The following is a 17,270-nucleotide window of genomic DNA, read 5'->3' as shown; positions in this document are numbered from 1 at the left end:
TTTCTGATAGATTTTGGCTTTTCAGGAGCTGATCTGCTGGTTGAAACCGGCAACAAGTGCTTCGAGCTGTATTCTTTCGTTAGCCGCCTCTGTCATATAAAAGTCGGTATCAGCCATTTTAATGATCCATTGTGCAACCACAGGGTCGCTTTCATTGGAATCGATTGCCATCTGGTACAGCTTCAGGAGTATCTCCTGTCCGGACATGCCATCTTCGAGTATCAGGGCATCAATGGCTTTTCGGGCATCCAGAATGTTCTTTGATACTGCCGCATTGAAAAGATGGGTTATATTATCTGATTTTTCCATGAAGGTGGCATCATATATCTCCTGTGCACCGATGGTCCCGTTGTCCGAGCTTATGGATGCAAGCTGCAGGGTGTGCAGCGCCTTTGCAATATTTCCCTTTGCATGGTAGCCGATTGCATAGACTCCGTCATCGCTTAGCGAAAGACCTTCCCTGTCAGCTATATCCCTTATGAACTTTTCAAGCTTGTCATCGGATACATGCGTGAAGAAGAGTTGTAGGCCTCTTGAGCGTAAGGGGGAAATGAGCTTTGAAGCCTGTGTGGTGGAAAGTATGAACCTGCATGTTGCAGTATACTTTTCCATAATCCTTCTTAGGGCATGCTGGGAATCGGAATTCAGTGACTCGGCATTGTCTATGAATATTACCTTAAAATCCGAATCCAGGGGCCCCATACTTGCATATTCGTTGACAACTTCCTTGAAAATGGAGATAACACTCTTCTTTATCTTTTTTGGATCATCTGTTCCGATTATACGGACAAACCTTTTATCCCTGACAATGTAGCGTTTTCCCTGCTCGAAAAAGTCAGATGCGTTAAAATAGGTGAAATTCCGCTGGTAATCATCTCCATATATCTCGCTGGCCATGGCAAAGGCAGCGGATGACTTACCGGTGTTCTCAGGCCCGTAAAGGACAAGGTGAGGAAGATTCTTTGAATGTATGAGCTTCCTCATAGTATCAATGGATCCTTCATTGCCAACAATGTCATCGAGTTTTGAGGGCCTGTACTTTACGGTCCATATGTCTCTCATTTCCTCACCTTATGTCTTACTCAGCAGTTTTACTTGCTCTTGATTCGAGTATCTCATGGATAACCTTCCCGTATACCGGCCTTGCGATCAGTATGCCTATCAACACACCTACGATAGTCGTAATGGCAAATCCCTTGAGGGCTCCGAATCCCATTACCACAAGTGGTGACATGGCAATGATAGTTGTCGCTGCGGCGGCAAATATTATGCTGAATGCCTTTGTTATCCTTGAAAGATATACTTTTCTTGGAGGAAGCTTTCCTTCATAGAGCACCTCATCCGTGATGATCACAAGGTGGTCAATACCGGTACCGATTACCGCGATAATACCTGCGATACTGGGCAGGTCGAGCTGCCAGCCGATGGCACCTGCAAAACCAAGGATCATGATAACCTCACTGACAGAGGTTCCCACCATTGGTATGAGTATCTCTGGCTTATGGTAGCGCCTGTAAACAACGAATGCAACTGCAAACAGTGCAAGCAACCCTGCGATAACTGCCTGGCTTTTGAACTGGGCACCAAGGGATGCGTCCACATGTCCCGAACCCATAAGTTCCACATTTACAGGAAGCGCACCTGCACGCAGGTGTATCTGCAACTGTTCAGCCTGTGCCTGACTTTCCTCGTCTCCTCCGGTGGAAGCCTGCCATGAGTATATAGGGTACTGTTCAAGCCTTGCGGCAGCCGACGGACTCAGGGGTGCACTGTAAACCTCCTCGTCATCAAGGTACATGACAAGGTTGTGAGCCATAGGGTTCGTTGTTGCTCCGGTATCTATGGCAGTTTCCTGAAGTGCCTCTGCTCCTGCATCAGTGAGTGTGAAGGGAGTATACCACTGACCGTCGTTATCGTTGTATCCCGCGATACCGACGCTCTGGATCGCATCACCGTACAGCACGTGTCTTGATTCGTTGCCTTCTGTGATGATGCGTATCTCGAACTTACCGGGTTTTTCTGCGATATCCTTAGCAGTTGCAAGGTCGATGCCTGCAAAATCAATAAGAATGTAATCCTCGCCTACGGTTGTGACAGGGATGTCCTTAAGTCCCAGTGCATTCAGTTTATCGCTTAGTATCTGTTTTGTAAGGTCTCTTGTCTCGGTCCTGACGCCTTCCCTGTAGATAGGAGTGCCCTGGTCATCGGTGACTATATTTCCTCCGACCTCTTCCATCAACTGCTGGAGCTCTTCCTCCGATACAGCGGTCCTGATCTCGTATTCCACGCCGTTTTCGACCGCAAGTGGAACTACCTCGGCGTTCAGGGCATCTGTAAGATAGGTTGTGATAAGCGTGGACTCGGATGTATGTAAAATGACCTGTGTGGTATTGTCAGATCTTGTTATCGTGGATTCTCCCACACCAAGCTGGTCCATATGGTTACTTGAAAGCTGTGCAGGTGTGGTGAATGTGACAGTAAGTCCTCCGTTATTGGTATCGATCTGCCGGATTTCCACGGTATCATCAATACCATTCTGCAGGACAGTCTGTGCAAGCTCTTCATTATCTGCATCCAGTTGCGCTACAGCACCCTGCAGCCTGATCTGCAGCCATGATCCGCCCTCAAGGTCAAGTCCGTAGTTAAGACCTGTATTGAAACCTTCCTCTGAGGAATATCCGGGCTGGATGAAGACAATGGAAGCCAGTATCGCTATTATGAATACTATGACCCTGATGTCTTTTAAGAGACTTTTCTGGTCCTCATCACCGTTCATGCCTTTCGCCTCCTTGATCCCTGATTACCTGCATACCATCTCAGGATCGATGTGTTAAGCAACCATGTATTCATAAGATCTGCCAGCAGTCCGAATATCAGTACAATGGATATGTCCGAGAGCAGGTTTATCTGCGTGAGGGACGGACTGAGCACATATGAGTATGTGGAAACCAGGTACATTACAACAAGTGCTGCAAGTGTTGTCGTTGTCATCGTGATACCTGTGTGCATTGCGTTTGAGATGTTCTCCTGGGGTGTTCCTCTGCGCTTTAGCACTCTTGTTGTGAGCAGTATGTCACTGTCCACAGAATAACCGATCAGCATAAGCAGGGCTGCAACTGTACCAAGGGACAGCTCGATGCCTGCCACGTTCATAAATGCTGCTGCTATCAGTATGTCGGAAAGCGCGGAAAGTACGACCGCTACAGACGGTACGAATGTCTTGAATATCAGGAATACCACAAGGGCCATTCCTATGAAAGATATTATTACAGCCTGTACGGCCTGTTGCTGCAGGCTTGCTCCGTATACCGGTCCTACCTGCTTGATCTCAACACTGGAATAGGTGGATGTCACATCCCGTACAAGCTCGCTTTGCTGTTCGTTGTCCATTGGTCCGAACTGCATGATCACACGTGATCCGGCCTGGCGGGCGTCAACTATCGGATAGTCGGCATATTTCTGTTCAAGGGATGCGGCAGTTTCCTGGCTTGCTACCGATATCTGTGTTCCTCCCTCAAACTCCATTCCGAGTTTCACAGGTGCGCCACTGCTTACAAACACTATTCCAAGTACAACTATCGATACAAGGAATATGGCAAGCGGTATTGTCGCAAGCTGGCGATCGCTGTGATTTCTTACAAACGAATCCAGGCGTTCAGTCAAACCGACTTCCATTTTAAAGACTCCATAATTATTTTCAAAATCTCCCGTTGTTAATAAAGTAGTTGTCAATCCATACACTACAACTTATATATACTACTTACTGTCTCTCTTAAGCGATGACCGACAGACCCAGCATTGACGAATATTTTCTTGAGATCGCCACTGTTGTTGCCAAACGTTCCACATGCCTGAGGAACAGGGTAGGTGCTGTGATTGCAAGGGACAAAAGGATCCTTTCCACGGGCTATAACGGTGCACCGCGCAATATGGAACATTGTCTGGATATAGGCTGCATAAGACAGCAGAACAATATAGAGTCCGGTACCCGTCATGAGAAATGCCGGGCGGTCCACGCAGAGCAAAACGCCATCATACAGGCTGCAATACACGGTGTTAGTACTGATTTTGCAACTCTTTACTGCACACACCAGCCATGTATTCTGTGTGCAAAGATGATAATCAATTCCAATATCAAAAAAGTAGTTTACATACAGCCATATCCTGATACTGATGCGCTGGATTTCTTTGCCGATGCGGATGTTGAAGTAGTAAATATTCCATTCTGAATACTTATATAATTAGTATCATACTTCTCAGGAATCCCTGAGACAGCGAAGTCCTTTTTTTATGAGATCTTCCCTGTCAGTTCTGTACATCTCTTTTACTGATGTGCTATCTTCGGAACGCAGTTTCAGACCCCTTATAATGACAACCGGACAACCGCCGTCTCCTTCTCCCATCAGCAGATTTGCAGCACCTGCAATCTCATCGGCAACGGCTTCCTGTGTTATCTCCAGTTCATTCCCGAAGAGGTCCTTCTTGCCTACCCAGTTCAGGATGGGGTGTATCATGTATAGACCGACAGCTATTCCTGTCTGTCCTATCTTGAAAGCCCTTCCGTTGGTGTCTGTCACAATGACGCTCACCTTCTTACTGGTGTTCATCTCCACTGCTTTTCCTATATTCTCGGCACTGGAATCCGGATCTTCCGGCAAGTCTGCAAGGTATCCTCCTTCAACATTGGATTCATCAATGCCTGCCTTAATGCAAACGTGACCGTTCTTTGTCTCCACAAGCAGTATTGGAAACTCCATGAGCACTTCATTGCTTCTGTCAAGGACCGCCTGTATGAATTCTGGGTCAAGATCATGTCTTGAAGCAATTTCTTTTGCCTTTTCGCCGGCTTCGATGTCCTCCAGCCTGAAAACCCGGCCTTCGGACTTGGCGACTATAGTGGAAGCAATGACTATGATATCGTAATCCTTAATTTCTGCATTGTCACAGATGATTGACGCGATGTCGTCTCCCTCTTTGATAAGAGGCACATTCTCAACAGTAAAAGCTTCCATCTTCACGGCTCATTCCTCAGGGAAGTAACGGTATTGTGGGTAGATAATGTTGTTGGCGCATTTCACTATTCATCAGACCGAAATGCATGTTTAAGTATCGTCTGAATGGATGGATCTACAATATGTTCCTTTTTTCTATACCAGATCATAATTCTAAAATGCACAACAGTTAGGAGAAATGCTAGGATGAATATTGTCGAACCTTTTATATTGAAAGTTCCGATTACCATATTCAAAATCCCTATTATTAAGAAGGAGTAAAAGTATACTGGAATTGAACGCCATAACTCCTCTTCTATGATGTAGTCCATTTTGGTATCCTGGCATTTTTGCCACATTCAAACTGGGTTTTTTATGATTAACATTTAGCAATTTAGTGGAATAACATCAATTTATTAATGTGTACTTATTATATTTTAATGCATGACATGTAAAATATTGAAGGAAATTCTGCGTGCGAGTTTCAGAAAAATATTTCTATTTCTTTTAATAGTACTGTTACTGACAGTACTATCAGGTATCCTTATGTATTTTGTAGAAGGAGCAGCCGGTGGTTTTACCACAATTCCTTCAAGCATCTTCTGGCTTCAACTACACTTCTGTCTATAGGATTCGGGGATATAGTTCCGCAAACAGGTCTCGGGAGATTTGTTGCTTTCATTCTCCAATTGCTGGGATATACCATCCTGATAGCGCCAATAGTAATTGTCATAGCTGAAACGTTCATTTCTCTCTGCGATTCACTTTCTAAGAAGAATGAAGATTTTGAATAAAGGTTGGCAAAGGAGATCAAAAGAAGGTTTTTAATACCATTATCCGTAATGATAATCCGCGGCGATGATGATAGTTACCCCCACTGAGCAAAGTATGATGATAACTCTTACTGATGCCGCAACAATAAATGCCTCCAGCTCAGTTCAAAGCATTTAAAAAATAAAATAAAGTAAATGTTTTTACGTATATCGGCAAGACCAAATTATTCTATCATGATCTTTTGCTTTTCCTCAAGCTGTGACTTCGGAAGTGTCACAGTGAGCACTCCGTCCTCCAGTTTGGCCTTTGCACCTTCTTCAGTGACATTTGCAGGCAGGCTGAACGAACGTGCAAACCTCTTGAAAGAGCGTTCCTTCATGGAATAGCCTTCCTTTTCTTCCTCGGCTTCCCTGTGGGTATTGGCGGTAATCCATATCCTGTCACCTTTGATATTGATATCCACATCCTCCTTGCTGACGCCGGGAAGATCGGTCTTCACAACGATATCCTTATCTTCCTCTTTTACATCCACCAGTGGACGAAGGGTCTCAAAATCCATCCAGCTACCTCTTTCACCTTCACCGAACATCTCTGAAAGACGATTTTCCATTCTGCTTAACTCTTCCATTGGATCCCATACCGATCCGGAGGCAGGGCTCCAGCGTGTTAAACCATATCTCATATTCATCACTCCTCATTTTGTGGTGGGCTGAACTCCCATTTTACCCACCATGCACCTATTATGATTGAGACTATTTAAGATTGATTCAAAAAATTAATTAGCAGGAGCATTGCTCCTTATATAACGACCTGGCGAGAAAAATTCCTCCTATTTTTTTGCCATTTTTATCAACTTGCCCACCAGATCGGCAGCATAAACAGTACCCAAGGAACCCTCTTTAACAGATTCTTCATCAAAGGCCTTTGCATCGTCTGGCTTATCTTCGGCAGTGGAGTAGACGGCAAATGGGATGGGTACGGATGTGTGTGTCCTGAGTGCTATTGGGGTCGGGTGGTCCGGCAGCACCATTATGGTGACGTCCTCTCCGTATTTTTTAGAGGCTTCAAGCACAGTACCCACGACCTTTTCATCAAAGTCCTCGATGGCCTGTATCTTGGCCTGCATGTCACCCATATGTCCTGCTTCGTCGGGTGCTTCCACGTGAACAAAGACAAAATCGTGATTCTCCAGAGCATCCATGGCGTATTCAGCCTTACCCTTATAGTTAGTATCCAGGTATCCCGTTGCACCGGGAACCTCGATCACATCAAGTCCTGCATAGATCCCGATTCCCTTTACAAGGTCTACTGCTGATATTATTGCTCCGTTCAGTCCGTAGAGTTCCTCAAAAGGAATGAATGCAGGTGCATATCCCTGACCCCAGAGCCATATGGAATTGCCGGGATTCTTACCTTCCTCTATTCTCTTTTTATTGACAGGATGATCTTTCAGTAATCCCATGGATTTTTCAGCCAATTCGGCTATGACTTCGCTATCTTTTCCCCGGGGCATGTGGTTATGTCTATTCTCGTCAATTACGTCATGGGGGGGAGTGCATTCGGTATCCGCTCCAAGACCGTTTTTTGCTATCATCAAGTGCCGGTAGCTGATTCCCGGATAAAAACTAAAAATTTCATCTCCGAGGGCAGAGTCGATGCTTTCGATCAGTTCTTTTGATTCCTCGCTGGTGATATGTCCCGAACTGTGGTCTGCAATGATGTCATCCTTGATGGTGATAAGGTTGCAACGGAATGCAACATCATTCTCTTCGAGTTCCACTCCCATGCTTGCAGCCTCAAGGGGAGCCCTGCCCGAGTAGTACTTCTCCGGATCATAGCCGATTATGGACATGTTGGCAACATCGCTTCCGGGTGGCAGTCCTTCGGGCACCGTTCGGGCAAGTCCTGCCCGGCCGTTCATGGTAATATAATCCATGTTTGGTGTACTGGCCTTCTGGAGAACAGTCTGATTTTCCAGCTCCTCAAGTGGCTCATCTGCCATGCCATCTCCGATGAGTACTACATATTTCATTATTTTCACCTATATTTATAGAAATAGATAAAAACCATTAGACAATAATATGCTTGAAAAACAAGATATTAAGATGTCATTTTTATCCGGTCCTATGATTTGAGGTTTCGATGAAATATATACATTTTGTAATTACAAGTATCTGTATCCTTTTAATGTGCATCACTCCCGCAGCCGGTCTGAAAACAGAGGCCATGATACACTATTCGGAACCGGATGTAAGTATCGGGGATGAGATATTTCTGGAGCAGGGCTACTCTGTGAAAGTTCTGGACATGAACAGTAACAGCGGCGATATCTGGATCGAACTGTACCGTAATGGCGATAAGGTGGAGCTGGATGACAATTTTGCTAAAGAGGATGAAGCCCTCGAGTATATCCGTACGGTTATTGAGGATGAGGATGACGATAAAGAGGTGGATTACTTTATTCTGAGTATAATCTCGGAAGGTTCGGTAAAAGAATCAGACGGGGAGATCTATTCCACCATATATATCGAACAGTATCTCGATCCTGTGGAAGATTTCAATGACTACCTGCTTATGGACAGGGACTTTTCCCTGAAAGCCGGCTCAGAGCGCAGACTTTCCGGTCTTTATACCATTGAAGCAAGCGATGTTGATGATGGCGAAGTTACCCTTGAACTAAGGTTTGATGACAGGCTTCTGAAAGAGGATGAAGTGGAAGAAGACGATTATTTCTATTACACCGTATACTCCGAAACCGGACCACAGACAGTTTTTCTTGCTTATCTGGAAGGTCTTTTCGAGACCGACGGGGGAACAACTGTCTTTATCGATCATGTATTCCTGCAACAGGACACTGTATCCGGGATTACGAATGTTCCGGGGAGCATTGATATTGATGTCACATCTCCGCTTGGTGACGGCTTAAAAGCGGGGCGTATTGCCATCGTTGATTATTATCTGGACGATTCTTATGAAGAAGTACGTATCCTGCTTGACGGAGAAGTTCTGGATACAAGAAAAGAAGTGAGTCCCGGGACCTATAAGGCTGTGACCGGGGAACTCGATTCAGGCATACATAAGGTTACGCTGATGACACTGGATGAAAACGATGACATTTCCTATTATTCGGAAGAATTCTCGGTATCTGTCAATATACAGGATAATATCGGCGAATCTATCGCAGAGCTTGCAAACTCAGCAGCAGAAGGGCTTGGTAAGGATAATAGTTCTGCCAATTCGTCATCTGATATGTCTGGACCACTCTTGCCTTCTGATATCTCGAATATTCTTTCCCTTCTTGTAAGTGCCTTTGTATTTGTTGTACTTATCTGGTTCTTTAAAAAGTTCCTGTAGGCCTGTTTTTAGACTCCCGTCTCTGCGGGCCTTACACATAATCTTTATATTGCTCTGTATTGTTTATAGTCCAAATCAGTCGAAAAACCAAACGTGATTAAAATGAGAATCGTAATGAAATTCGGCGGCACATCGGTTGCCAACGGAGAGAAGATCCGGCATGTAGCTGAACTACTGAAACGTTATCATGACGACGGTAATGAACTTACTGTGGTAACTTCGGCACTGGGCGGTGTAACGGACGGCTTACTGAACACGGCGAACGAAGTATCCGTAAGCGGAAAAGTAGCTCATGTGAAAGAATTCATAGCCGACCTGAAAAAAAAGCATTACGATGCCATTAACATTGCAGTGGATAGTGATGAACTGAAGTCCTTATGCATCGAGTCTATCGACAAGCGCGTTGATGAACTTGAAAAGGCTCTTATAGGCATCTGTTACCTCGGGGAATTGACTCCACGTTCCATAGATTATATATCTTCCTATGGAGAGCGTCTTGCAGCTCCTATCGTAAGCTGCTCTATCTGCTCTCTGGGTATAGATTCAAAATCATTTACAGGTGGCGAGGCGGGAATAGTCACCGATTCAAATTACGGTAGTGCCAAGGTACTTGAGGAAAGTTATACAAGGATCGATGAAAGGCTCTCTTCTTTGCTTGGACGCAGTATTCCTGTTGTTACAGGTTTTATCGCCCACAACCAGCAGGATATAATCACCACACTGGGACGTAGTGGTTCTGATTTCTCAGCATCCATTCTCGGTGCTGCGCTCAAGGCGGATGAGATCTGGCTGTGGAAAGAAGTTCACGGTATAATGACCACTGATCCCAAATTCGTTCCCGAGGCCAAATGCATCCCGCAGATATCCTATATCGAGGCCATGGAACTGTCCTATTTTGGTGCAAAGGTCCTTCACCCAAGGACAATTGAGCCCGCCATCAAACACAAGATCCCCGTGCGTGTGAAGAACACCTTTGAACCTGATTTCGAAGGCACGCTGATCGTTGCCGAACAGAACCAGATAGAGGATGTCGTAAAGGCTGTTACCCTCATTTCCAGGGTTGCCCTGATCAACATCTCCGGTGCGGGGATGGTAGGTGCTATCGGTACTGCAGCAAGGGTATTTTCCGTACTTGCAGGTGCCGGTGTGAATATTATCATGATCAGCCAGGGTTCCTCTGAAGCTAACATGACCTTCGTGGTCAATGAGGACCATCTGGAAAGGGCAGTTGCAGCTATCAGGTCCGAGTTCAGCAATAACTTCATCGGCGATGTCGCATATGACAGGGATATCTGTGTTGTTGCGGTTGTCGGTGCGGGTATGGACGGTATCCCGGGAGTTGCAGGCAAGGTATTTTATGCCCTTGGAAATGGCAATATAAACGTAATTATGATCAGTCAGGGTTCCTCACAGCATAACATCTCCTTTGTCGTGAGTTCAGAGGATGCCATCGAGGCTGTACAGATTTTGCACAGGGAATTCGAACTGGAAAAATAGTCGTGATCATATGAAAGACAAACATCTCACCTATGCGGAATCCGGAGTTGACATCGAAAAAGAGGAGACGACCATCCAGGCCCTGACAAAGGGCATGACCTACAGGCGTGAAGGCCTGGGGGCACCTTTGACGGGTATAGGACATTATGCAGGCCTCATCGATTTCGGAGAATATGCCCTTGCACTTGCCACAGATGGTGTGGGTTCCAAGGTTCTGATCGCAAATGAGATGAAGCGCTGGAATACGGTCGGTATTGACTGTATCGCAATGAACGTCAACGATCTGCTGGCAATAGGTGCCGAACCTGTATCCTTTGTTGATTATCTGGCACTTGAGAAGCACGATGAGGAATTCGCCGCTCAGATCGGCGAGGGTCTGAGAAAAGGAGCCGAAATCTCCCGCATGTCTATTGTAGGTGGCGAGACCGCGACACTTCCGGATATCATAAAAGGTTTCGATCTTGCAGGCACATGTCTTGGAATGGTCAGAAAAGAGGATATTATCACGGGTGAGAATGTACGGCTCGGCGATGCCATAGTAGGGATTCCGGCAGCAGGTGTCCACAGTAACGGCTACACTCTTGTGCGAAATATCATCGAACAATCATCATATTCATATCAGGATGCTTTCCCGCTGGACACTTCTACTACCATAGGAGACGAACTCCTGATACCCACACGTATCTACATGGAAGTTCTGGACGTTATCAGGGAATGTGATGTTCACGGACTTGCCCATATTACGGGTAGCGGTCTTCTGAAACTCAAACGTGTTACAGAACTCGGTTTTGACTTCCACGATCCCATCGAACCAAATGCAATCTTTAAGTTCCTTCAGGAGGAAGGTAATGTGGATGATCTGGAAATGTACCGGACATTCAACATGGGCATGGGTTTTGTGATCATCTTACCACCGGAGCAGGCCGAAAAGGCAGCTGAGATGACAGGTGGCAAGGTTGTCGGAAGGATAGTGGAAAGTGGTATAAAGGTATCTAACCTTGTTATTGTTTAATAGGAAGGAAATCCAAGCATGGCATGTATAAGCGATCTTCCCTTTGAGATACTCCTGAAAGGAGGTACACCTGCCCAGTGTGAGGCACTGATCAGGGAAAAGTCCGATGAAGTATATCGTGTACCGGGCGGCTATACCATACGCGGCGTGCTTCTTCAGGGTGATTCCATACCAATTGGTGTGAAAGGAGATGAGCTGTTCTTCCAGTATATCAAGCCATGTTTCGGACTTTTTGTCCTCAGGTTGCCAAATGCTGCCGATGAGGTCGAGAAGCTGCGTTCTAAATTCAAGAAAAAATGAATGTCTTCCAGGCATCTGAGGTCTTATTTTTATGGAAAAAAGTGATCAGGAAACTCCCGATTTCGGTACCTATCTTCTCTGGGGCCTGATGGGCGGTATCATACTCGGTGTGCTAATTGAGGATTACGGGCTTGGCATATCCCTTGGCCTGCTTGCGGGAAGTTTGTTCTACTATCAGAAATTAAGGGATAGTGGTCATGAGATAAGTTCAAAGAAGCTTTACAGGAGTTCTGATGACCGTATGATAGCAGGAGTATGTGGCGGTATGGCCGAGTATTTTGATGTCAAACCCTCTCTTGTAAGAATCGTTTTTGTGATTTTCACTCTGGTTACAGGTATCTTCGTAGGAGGATTACTATACCTGCTTCTGGCCATTCTTGTGCCGGAAGAGAGTTCCAGGGACAATACTTATTGACCGGGAATATTCATATCTTCGTACTTTTTGCAGTTTCGACTACCCATTTAAGGAAATCCCCTGAAGGGAATTCGTGTATTGTGGTTGCAATGATCATTCCTTCCCCAAACTTTTTTACCACCATCAGGGCATTTCCATCCTCATCCCTGAATATGACATCTCCCTCGGTATCCGTGAAATAACCGTCAAACTCCACTTCTGTCTCGGGATCTTCCACAAGGCATCGGGCACTATGCTCTTTTGTAATACAGATATTTGCTGACATCTGCTTTTGCACATACCTCAGCTTCATCGGGAGCCAGGGATATTCATATTCACTTATCATGGGTCCGAATATGACTAGGACTCCTCCTTTTTCCACAAATTTCTCAAGCTTTTTTTTGCTTCGCTCGATACCATTCAGTACCTTTGTATAATCGGTATTGGCAAAACCTGTGGGGATCATCAGGCATTTACTTGGTGGAAGAAAAGGTGTTCCAAGGTTCTCAGGGGCTATTCTCTGGCACTTGATATCATGTTCGAGGAACAGTTTCTCGAACAAGAGGGCATTGTCCCATAAAAGCATCACGTCGGTCATGCAGTGAGATATAATCTACTGATTTAATTGTTTTTCCGGAAATCCGGGAACAATGTTTGATTATAATTTTAAATAATATATTTATCATTATAGATTTTGGGATGCTGAAAAATATACTTATACTATCGAGTAATTGTATCTTTGCAATACAAAAGCACAGATTTGTGTTGTACCCTATAAGCTGGTTGGGGAGTGGGTTTACCCATCCGGCTTTGATTCTTTCATTTTGTATTACATATACGGAGTATCACTGATTTTGTTCCTAACCTCTCCCGGGTGAAAATTCAGACCTGCTCCATGGAATTTCTTCCCGGCATCTATACAAAGAAGAAATTTCTACATGATTATGACGCTTAAGTATATCTTCATGTACCTCATTTTGTTATTTGGTGCTGTGATCCGATTTTAAAATCTAAACGACTACATACAAAAGGAGATGTGACCTATGCCTGTACTTTCTTTCATTGCCTGTAGGATATTCGAGGACGAGATCGTCCATATTATTGAGAATGATAATGCAATACGGAATTTACTGATAGTGAACAACGAGGATGCCCGCATGCTTGTGGATAAACTGGAGGATGCAGGCTGTGATTATACGCTTGTTTCAGATGATGTGCTCCCGGATTGTCCGGAAGATGATGGCTTAACTCTTGTTGTGGAGATACTTGAGCTTGCCCTGCATGCCACCCCGGACGATCTTAAAGAGGCCGTATATTCAAAAGCCAGAGAGAAATCAGAGTATTCGGATGGCATTTTACTACTCTATGGCCTTTGTGGAAATGTGCTGGACAAAGTGGATAAAGATCTTGCTGACCTTCCATGTCCAGTCCATATACTAAAAGAAGACAACGGAGATATAATAGACGATTGTATCGGTGCGGTGCTAGGAAGCAGAGCTGCATATCTTGAGAAACTGAAAAGCTTCAATGGTGTCGGTACTTTCTTCATGACTCCCATGTGGGCTGCCCACTGGCGTGAAATGGTGAAAGCGGCAGGTCTTACGAACAATCCGGATGATATAAAGATGTCAAAGTTTGTTTTTGACTATGCAGGCTATAAGACCGTAGCTAAAATGGATACCGGTCTGTACTATGAGAAGAGTTTCGATCCCATGGTTGAAGAATTTGCAAGGCTCTTTGAGTTTAATATCATAGAGATGAAAGCAAGTCCCAGGCTGCTGGTCAATTGTTACGAGCGCATAAAAGGTGAAGTCCTTTAAATATTTTAATCTGACCTGCTGGTGTAGAGGTGCTATCCCGGGTTTGTGCGAAAACAAATCCATTTCTTATTAGTTGGGAAGAGTAGAAGTTCCTGAATATATGCTTTCGCAGATGCTGTAGCACAGATACTTTTCAAAAGTGTTAATATGGTTACTTATACATAGGTAAGTAAGCTTATTTTAGCCGACAAGTATCATATACTAAAAAGAAAATTGTTTTCTTGAATTTGTTTTGTTAAGTTAAAAAGGTGCAAATCATGCCTCATATAATGGAATTAGTAGGAAAAACAAGGGTAGTCGTAAAAGATGGAGAAGTTATTGAAGTCGGTGAGCCTGAGGTCAAATGGTGTCCTATATTTGCCAAGCTGCGCGGTATCGAGGAGATAACCCCGGAAGATGTCAGGAAGAACATGGAGTTCAGAATAAGCGACTTTGGGATGTTCACCGATAAACGTCGTCTGGAACTCGAGGACTTTGTCGGATTTGGGGCAAGTGAGATCATGATGACGGGCCTGAGCCGTGGTTTGCTTGATACAACGGTAACAGCCTGTGACGGAGCAGGAACTGTAATTTCCAGCAATCCGACCCTTGTTCAGGGTATGGGTGGCAGGATGTCCGGTCTTGTGGAAACAGAGCCAATTGAAGGTATCATTAAAGGTATCACCGAGCGTGGAGGGACCGTGCTTGATCCATCAACTGCAAGAATGGATCCGGTCGCAGGTGTGAAAAAGGCAGTCGAGCTTGGCAGCAAGAAAATTGCAGTAACTGTGGCCTTCCCTGATGTGGCGGAAGAGCTGAGAGAACTTGAAGCGGAAATGAATCTTGATCTGGTAATAATTGGCGTGCATGTTACAGGTCTGAGCAAGGAAGATATCCAGAAGATTGTCGATAACGCGGATATTACAACCAGCTGTGCATCAAAACATATGAGGGACCTCGTAAAACCACTTGCCCAGGTGGGAACCGCAGTGCCACTCTTCGCCCTGACCCAGAAAGGAAAAGAACTTGTTGTCGAGCGGGCAAAGGATGTTAAAAGCCCTGTTCTTATCAACACCATGCCTCTTCCTGAGCTGCCTGAAAAGAAACAGCCCAGAGAACTCAAATAAAAGTAAAATACTTTATGCCGGTATTCTAAAAAGGAGTTCTGTAATTATGCAATTCAGTCTTGGGATCGATGCAGGAGGTACCTATACAGATGTTATTCTGGTCAGGGATTCCGATGGTTCTGTTGTAAGTTCGGGTAAAGCACTTACAACCTATCCTGACCTGATAACAGGTATCAGGAATGCTATTGACAACCTCGAACAAGAACATCTTGACAATGTAAGCCTTGTATCGGTTTCAACGACTCTGGCCACCAATACGGTACTTGAAGATACTGGCAGTCCTGTGGCACTCATTCTTGTGGGTGAACATTCAATGAAAGGTGATTTTCCGGCCAGGCACATTACCCGCGTAGAAGGTGGTCACACTTTCAATGGTGAAGAAAATGTTTCCCTGGAAATAGAAAAGGTAAAGGAATTTGCGGGAAAAGTCAAAGATGACGTCGCAGCCTTTGCAGTCTCTTCCTTTTTTAGCATCCGCAACCCGGAACATGAAAACATGATACGTGATGTGGTTCATGAACTTACGGGGATGCCTGTGGTCTGCGGCCATGAACTTTCCCAGGATCTTGGTGCATATGAGAGAGCTGTGACCGCCTCCCTGAATGCACAGTTGTTGCCGATTTCGGACCAGTTCATCAAGTCGGTGCTCAAAGAGATCGAACGCAGGGATATTGATGCTAAACTACTGATGTTGAAGTGCGATGGTACGGTTGTAGGACTCAGGGATGCCCTGGAAAAGCCGGTAGAATCCATCTTCTCGGGTCCTGCTGCAAGCCTTGTGGGTGCATCCTATCTTTCAGGTCGTGATACCTGTGCTGTCATCGATGTAGGCGGGACAAGCACTGATGTTTCGGCTATTTATGACGGTGTTCCTGAACTGACCGATGCCGGTGCCATGGTAGGTGGCTGGAAAACAAGGGTCCGGGCAACAAGGATGGAAACCTCTGCCATGGGTGGGGACAGTCATGTATGGACGCGATCCAGGAAAATATTCATCGGTCCCAGAAGAGTTATCCCGCTCTGTGTGGCTTCTGCCAGGTATCCGGATTTTCTTGATAAATTGAAGAAAAATATCACTCCCCGAAGAAGTGTTCTTGACAGCAATATACAGCCGACCAAATTCTTCATGAGGTCCGGCTTTGAGTCAACGGATATGAACAGGTTCGAGGCGGCAGTTTTTGAGGCTATCGGTGACGAGCCTGTGTCACTTAATGAGATTGCAGCGGTTTCAACAAGATATCCCTCAACTATCGTTCTTGACTCCCTTATTCATAAAAGACTGATCCAGCCTGTTGGCTTTACACCCACGGATGCTTTGCATGTTCTCGGAGATTATTACCGGTGGGATGCCGATGCCTCGGCTGTTGGAGCCGGAAAGCTTGCCAGCCTGAACAAGATGGAGAAGATCGAATTCTGTTCCAGGGTCAAGAACATGGTTGCAAAGAACATGGCCTCTAATCTCATGTCATTTATCCTGCAGGACGTGGACAGATCAGGTATCGAGAGGATAGTTGATGGTCAGTTTCCTGCAAGATTTAAAATGGATGTCCCTGTTGTCCTGCTTGGAGGGCCGGTGGGAGCTCTCAGTGAAGAGCTGGGCAGGGTGATTGATGCTGAAATCCTTGTTCCTGACCATGCTGAAGTGGGAAATGCTGCCGGTGCGCTTTTTGGGAAGGGGATCAAGAGGCTGGAGTTCTTTATCCGGCCGATCTCTATTGCAGATCCCGATGAAGGCTACCTTAACTTTACTCCTACCGGAAGGGAAGAGTTCGAAACATATAATGAAGCGGTGGCCTATTCAAAAGAGCTCGGAAAAAAGCTGATCCTTGAATACATGGGTGATTGCGGGGTAAGCAAGGAAGTCCTTGAGATTAAAGTAAATATGAAAACATTCTCTCCTGAGGACTGGAAACATGATCCCCTGGAAACAAAACTGATGATCGTAGGGGTAGGCCATCCCAGGAACCTGAGAAAACACTAAATCCGTAAATTCCGGTTCCGATCTTTTTTTATATTAAATTG

At 45.2% G+C, this 17,270-nt stretch carries 17 protein-coding genes; 10 read left to right on the top strand and 7 right to left on the bottom strand.

Translation table 11 applies throughout. From position 1 onward, the window contains the following. Positions 1 to 21: 21 nt before the first annotated feature. The 3 genes from HWN40_RS11380 to HWN40_RS11370 are packed head-to-tail and all read right to left on the bottom strand — an operon-like array spanning position 22 to position 3,675. Positions 22 to 1,062, bottom strand: coding sequence for an AAA family ATPase (locus tag HWN40_RS11380; RefSeq protein ID WP_176965842.1), 1,041 nt, complete (start codon positions 1,060 to 1,062; stop codon positions 22 to 24). 16 nt (positions 1,063 to 1,078) lie between these two features. After that, positions 1,079 to 2,776 (bottom strand): preprotein translocase subunit SecD, encoded by a 1,698-nt coding sequence (locus HWN40_RS11375; RefSeq protein WP_176965841.1) that lies wholly within the window; start codon positions 2,774 to 2,776, stop codon positions 1,079 to 1,081. Then, entirely contained in the window at positions 2,773 to 3,675 is a 903-nt protein-coding gene (locus HWN40_RS11370; RefSeq protein WP_176965840.1) for a protein translocase subunit SecF, read from the bottom strand. Before HWN40_RS11370 ends, HWN40_RS11375 begins: the two co-directional genes overlap by 4 nt. 104 nt (positions 3,676 to 3,779) lie before the next feature. Between HWN40_RS11370 and HWN40_RS11365 the strand changes: the two genes are divergently transcribed. Further along, positions 3,780 to 4,229: a deoxycytidylate deaminase gene (locus HWN40_RS11365; protein ID WP_176965839.1), complete on the top strand. Its 450-nt coding sequence runs from the start codon at positions 3,780 to 3,782 to the stop codon at positions 4,227 to 4,229. Between the two features lie 27 nt (positions 4,230 to 4,256). Here the strand turns inward: HWN40_RS11365 and HWN40_RS11360 are convergent, their stop codons facing one another. Then, the gene (locus HWN40_RS11360) at positions 4,257 to 5,018 is read right to left on the bottom strand and encodes a coenzyme F420-0:L-glutamate ligase (RefSeq protein ID WP_176965838.1); all 762 of its coding nucleotides are present in this window, start codon (positions 5,016 to 5,018) and stop codon (positions 4,257 to 4,259) included. 431 nt (positions 5,019 to 5,449) lie between these two features. Here HWN40_RS11360 and HWN40_RS13730 point away from each other — a divergent pair, with 431 nt between their 5' ends. Continuing rightward, positions 5,450 to 5,785: a potassium channel family protein gene (locus HWN40_RS13730; protein ID WP_176966401.1), complete on the top strand. Its 336-nt coding sequence runs from the start codon at positions 5,450 to 5,452 to the stop codon at positions 5,783 to 5,785. 203 nt (positions 5,786 to 5,988) lie between these two features. Here the strand turns inward: HWN40_RS13730 and HWN40_RS11350 are convergent, their stop codons facing one another. Both HWN40_RS11350 and HWN40_RS11345 read right to left on the bottom strand, forming a co-directional pair. Continuing rightward, positions 5,989 to 6,447, bottom strand: a complete 459-nt coding sequence (locus HWN40_RS11350) for an Hsp20/alpha crystallin family protein (RefSeq protein ID WP_176965837.1) — start codon at positions 6,445 to 6,447, stop codon at positions 5,989 to 5,991. A gap of 147 nt (positions 6,448 to 6,594) precedes the next feature. Continuing rightward, positions 6,595 to 7,797 (bottom strand): cofactor-independent phosphoglycerate mutase, encoded by a 1,203-nt coding sequence (locus tag HWN40_RS11345; RefSeq protein ID WP_176965836.1) that lies wholly within the window; start codon positions 7,795 to 7,797, stop codon positions 6,595 to 6,597. 155 nt (positions 7,798 to 7,952) lie between these two features. On the opposite strand from HWN40_RS11345, the gene HWN40_RS11340 reads away from it, so the two are divergent. The 5 genes from HWN40_RS11340 (at position 7,953) to HWN40_RS11320 (ending at position 12,343) form a co-directional block, all read left to right on the top strand. After that, on the top strand, positions 7,953 to 9,119 hold the full coding sequence (locus HWN40_RS11340; protein ID WP_218165471.1) for a hypothetical protein: 1,167 nt from the start codon (positions 7,953 to 7,955) through the stop codon (positions 9,117 to 9,119). Between the two features lie 102 nt (positions 9,120 to 9,221). Beyond that, a complete protein-coding gene (locus HWN40_RS11335) occupies positions 9,222 to 10,616 on the top strand; it encodes an aspartate kinase (RefSeq protein WP_176965834.1) in 1,395 nt (464 codons plus the stop codon). A gap of 10 nt (positions 10,617 to 10,626) precedes the next feature. Continuing rightward, entirely contained in the window at positions 10,627 to 11,628 is a 1,002-nt protein-coding gene (gene purM / locus HWN40_RS11330; protein WP_176965833.1) for a phosphoribosylformylglycinamidine cyclo-ligase, read from the top strand. A gap of 18 nt (positions 11,629 to 11,646) precedes the next feature. After that, entirely contained in the window at positions 11,647 to 11,928 is a 282-nt protein-coding gene (locus tag HWN40_RS11325) for a DUF1894 domain-containing protein (RefSeq protein WP_176965832.1), read from the top strand. 31 nt (positions 11,929 to 11,959) lie between these two features. Continuing rightward, on the top strand, positions 11,960 to 12,343 hold the full coding sequence (locus tag HWN40_RS11320) for a PspC domain-containing protein (protein ID WP_246275911.1): 384 nt from the start codon (positions 11,960 to 11,962) through the stop codon (positions 12,341 to 12,343). 10 nt (positions 12,344 to 12,353) lie between these two features. Here HWN40_RS11320 and HWN40_RS11315 read toward each other — a convergent pair whose 3' ends face one another. Further along, positions 12,354 to 12,920 (bottom strand): hypothetical protein, encoded by a 567-nt coding sequence (locus tag HWN40_RS11315; RefSeq protein WP_176965831.1) that lies wholly within the window; start codon positions 12,918 to 12,920, stop codon positions 12,354 to 12,356. Between the two features lie 445 nt (positions 12,921 to 13,365). Between HWN40_RS11315 and HWN40_RS11310 the strand changes: the two genes are divergently transcribed. The 3 genes from HWN40_RS11310 to HWN40_RS11300 all read left to right on the top strand — a co-directional run bounded on the left by HWN40_RS11310 (position 13,366) and on the right by HWN40_RS11300 (position 17,229). Then, positions 13,366 to 14,142: a DUF1638 domain-containing protein gene (locus HWN40_RS11310; protein ID WP_176965830.1), complete on the top strand. Its 777-nt coding sequence runs from the start codon at positions 13,366 to 13,368 to the stop codon at positions 14,140 to 14,142. Positions 14,143 to 14,399: 257 nt separating this feature from the next. Continuing rightward, positions 14,400 to 15,248 (top strand): methanogenesis marker 8 protein, encoded by an 849-nt coding sequence (locus tag HWN40_RS11305; protein WP_176965829.1) that lies wholly within the window; start codon positions 14,400 to 14,402, stop codon positions 15,246 to 15,248. Positions 15,249 to 15,294: 46 nt separating this feature from the next. Next, the gene (locus tag HWN40_RS11300; RefSeq protein WP_176965828.1) at positions 15,295 to 17,229 is read left to right on the top strand and encodes a hydantoinase/oxoprolinase family protein; all 1,935 of its coding nucleotides are present in this window, start codon (positions 15,295 to 15,297) and stop codon (positions 17,227 to 17,229) included. The last annotated feature ends 41 nt before the right edge of the window (positions 17,230 to 17,270 follow it).

This window comes from Methanolobus zinderi (genome assembly GCF_013388255.1).
Lineage (GTDB): Archaea > Halobacteriota > Methanosarcinia > Methanosarcinales > Methanosarcinaceae > Methanolobus > Methanolobus zinderi.
This window is presented reverse-complemented; position numbering and strand designations above follow the sequence as displayed.

Bases quoted from the DNA above. Each gene is read 5' to 3' on its own strand.
- HWN40_RS11380 (WP_176965842.1), bottom strand. From the start codon at position 1,062: ATGAGAGACATATGGACCGTAAAGTACAGGCCCTCAAAACTCGATGAC.
- HWN40_RS11375 (WP_176965841.1), bottom strand. From the start codon at position 2,776: ATGAACGGTGATGAGGACCAGAAAAGTCTCTTAAAAGACATCAGGGTC.
- HWN40_RS11370 (WP_176965840.1), bottom strand. From the start codon at position 3,675: ATGGAAGTCGGTTTGACTGAACGCCTGGATTCGTTTGTAAGAAATCAC.
- HWN40_RS11365 (WP_176965839.1), top strand. From the start codon at position 3,780: ATGACCGACAGACCCAGCATTGACGAATATTTTCTTGAGATCGCCACT.
- HWN40_RS11350 (WP_176965837.1), bottom strand. From the start codon at position 6,447: ATGAGATATGGTTTAACACGCTGGAGCCCTGCCTCCGGATCGGTATGG.
- HWN40_RS11345 (WP_176965836.1), bottom strand. From the start codon at position 7,797: ATGAAATATGTAGTACTCATCGGAGATGGCATGGCAGATGAGCCACTT.
- HWN40_RS11340 (WP_218165471.1), top strand. From the start codon at position 7,953: ATGTGCATCACTCCCGCAGCCGGTCTGAAAACAGAGGCCATGATACAC.
- HWN40_RS11335 (WP_176965834.1), top strand. From the start codon at position 9,222: ATGAGAATCGTAATGAAATTCGGCGGCACATCGGTTGCCAACGGAGAG.
- purM (WP_176965833.1), top strand. From the start codon at position 10,627: ATGAAAGACAAACATCTCACCTATGCGGAATCCGGAGTTGACATCGAA.
- HWN40_RS11325 (WP_176965832.1), top strand. From the start codon at position 11,647: ATGGCATGTATAAGCGATCTTCCCTTTGAGATACTCCTGAAAGGAGGT.
- HWN40_RS11320 (WP_246275911.1), top strand. From the start codon at position 11,960: ATGGAAAAAAGTGATCAGGAAACTCCCGATTTCGGTACCTATCTTCTC.
- HWN40_RS11315 (WP_176965831.1), bottom strand. From the start codon at position 12,920: ATGACCGACGTGATGCTTTTATGGGACAATGCCCTCTTGTTCGAGAAA.
- HWN40_RS11310 (WP_176965830.1), top strand. From the start codon at position 13,366: ATGCCTGTACTTTCTTTCATTGCCTGTAGGATATTCGAGGACGAGATC.
- HWN40_RS11305 (WP_176965829.1), top strand. From the start codon at position 14,400: ATGCCTCATATAATGGAATTAGTAGGAAAAACAAGGGTAGTCGTAAAA.
- HWN40_RS11300 (WP_176965828.1), top strand. From the start codon at position 15,295: ATGCAATTCAGTCTTGGGATCGATGCAGGAGGTACCTATACAGATGTT.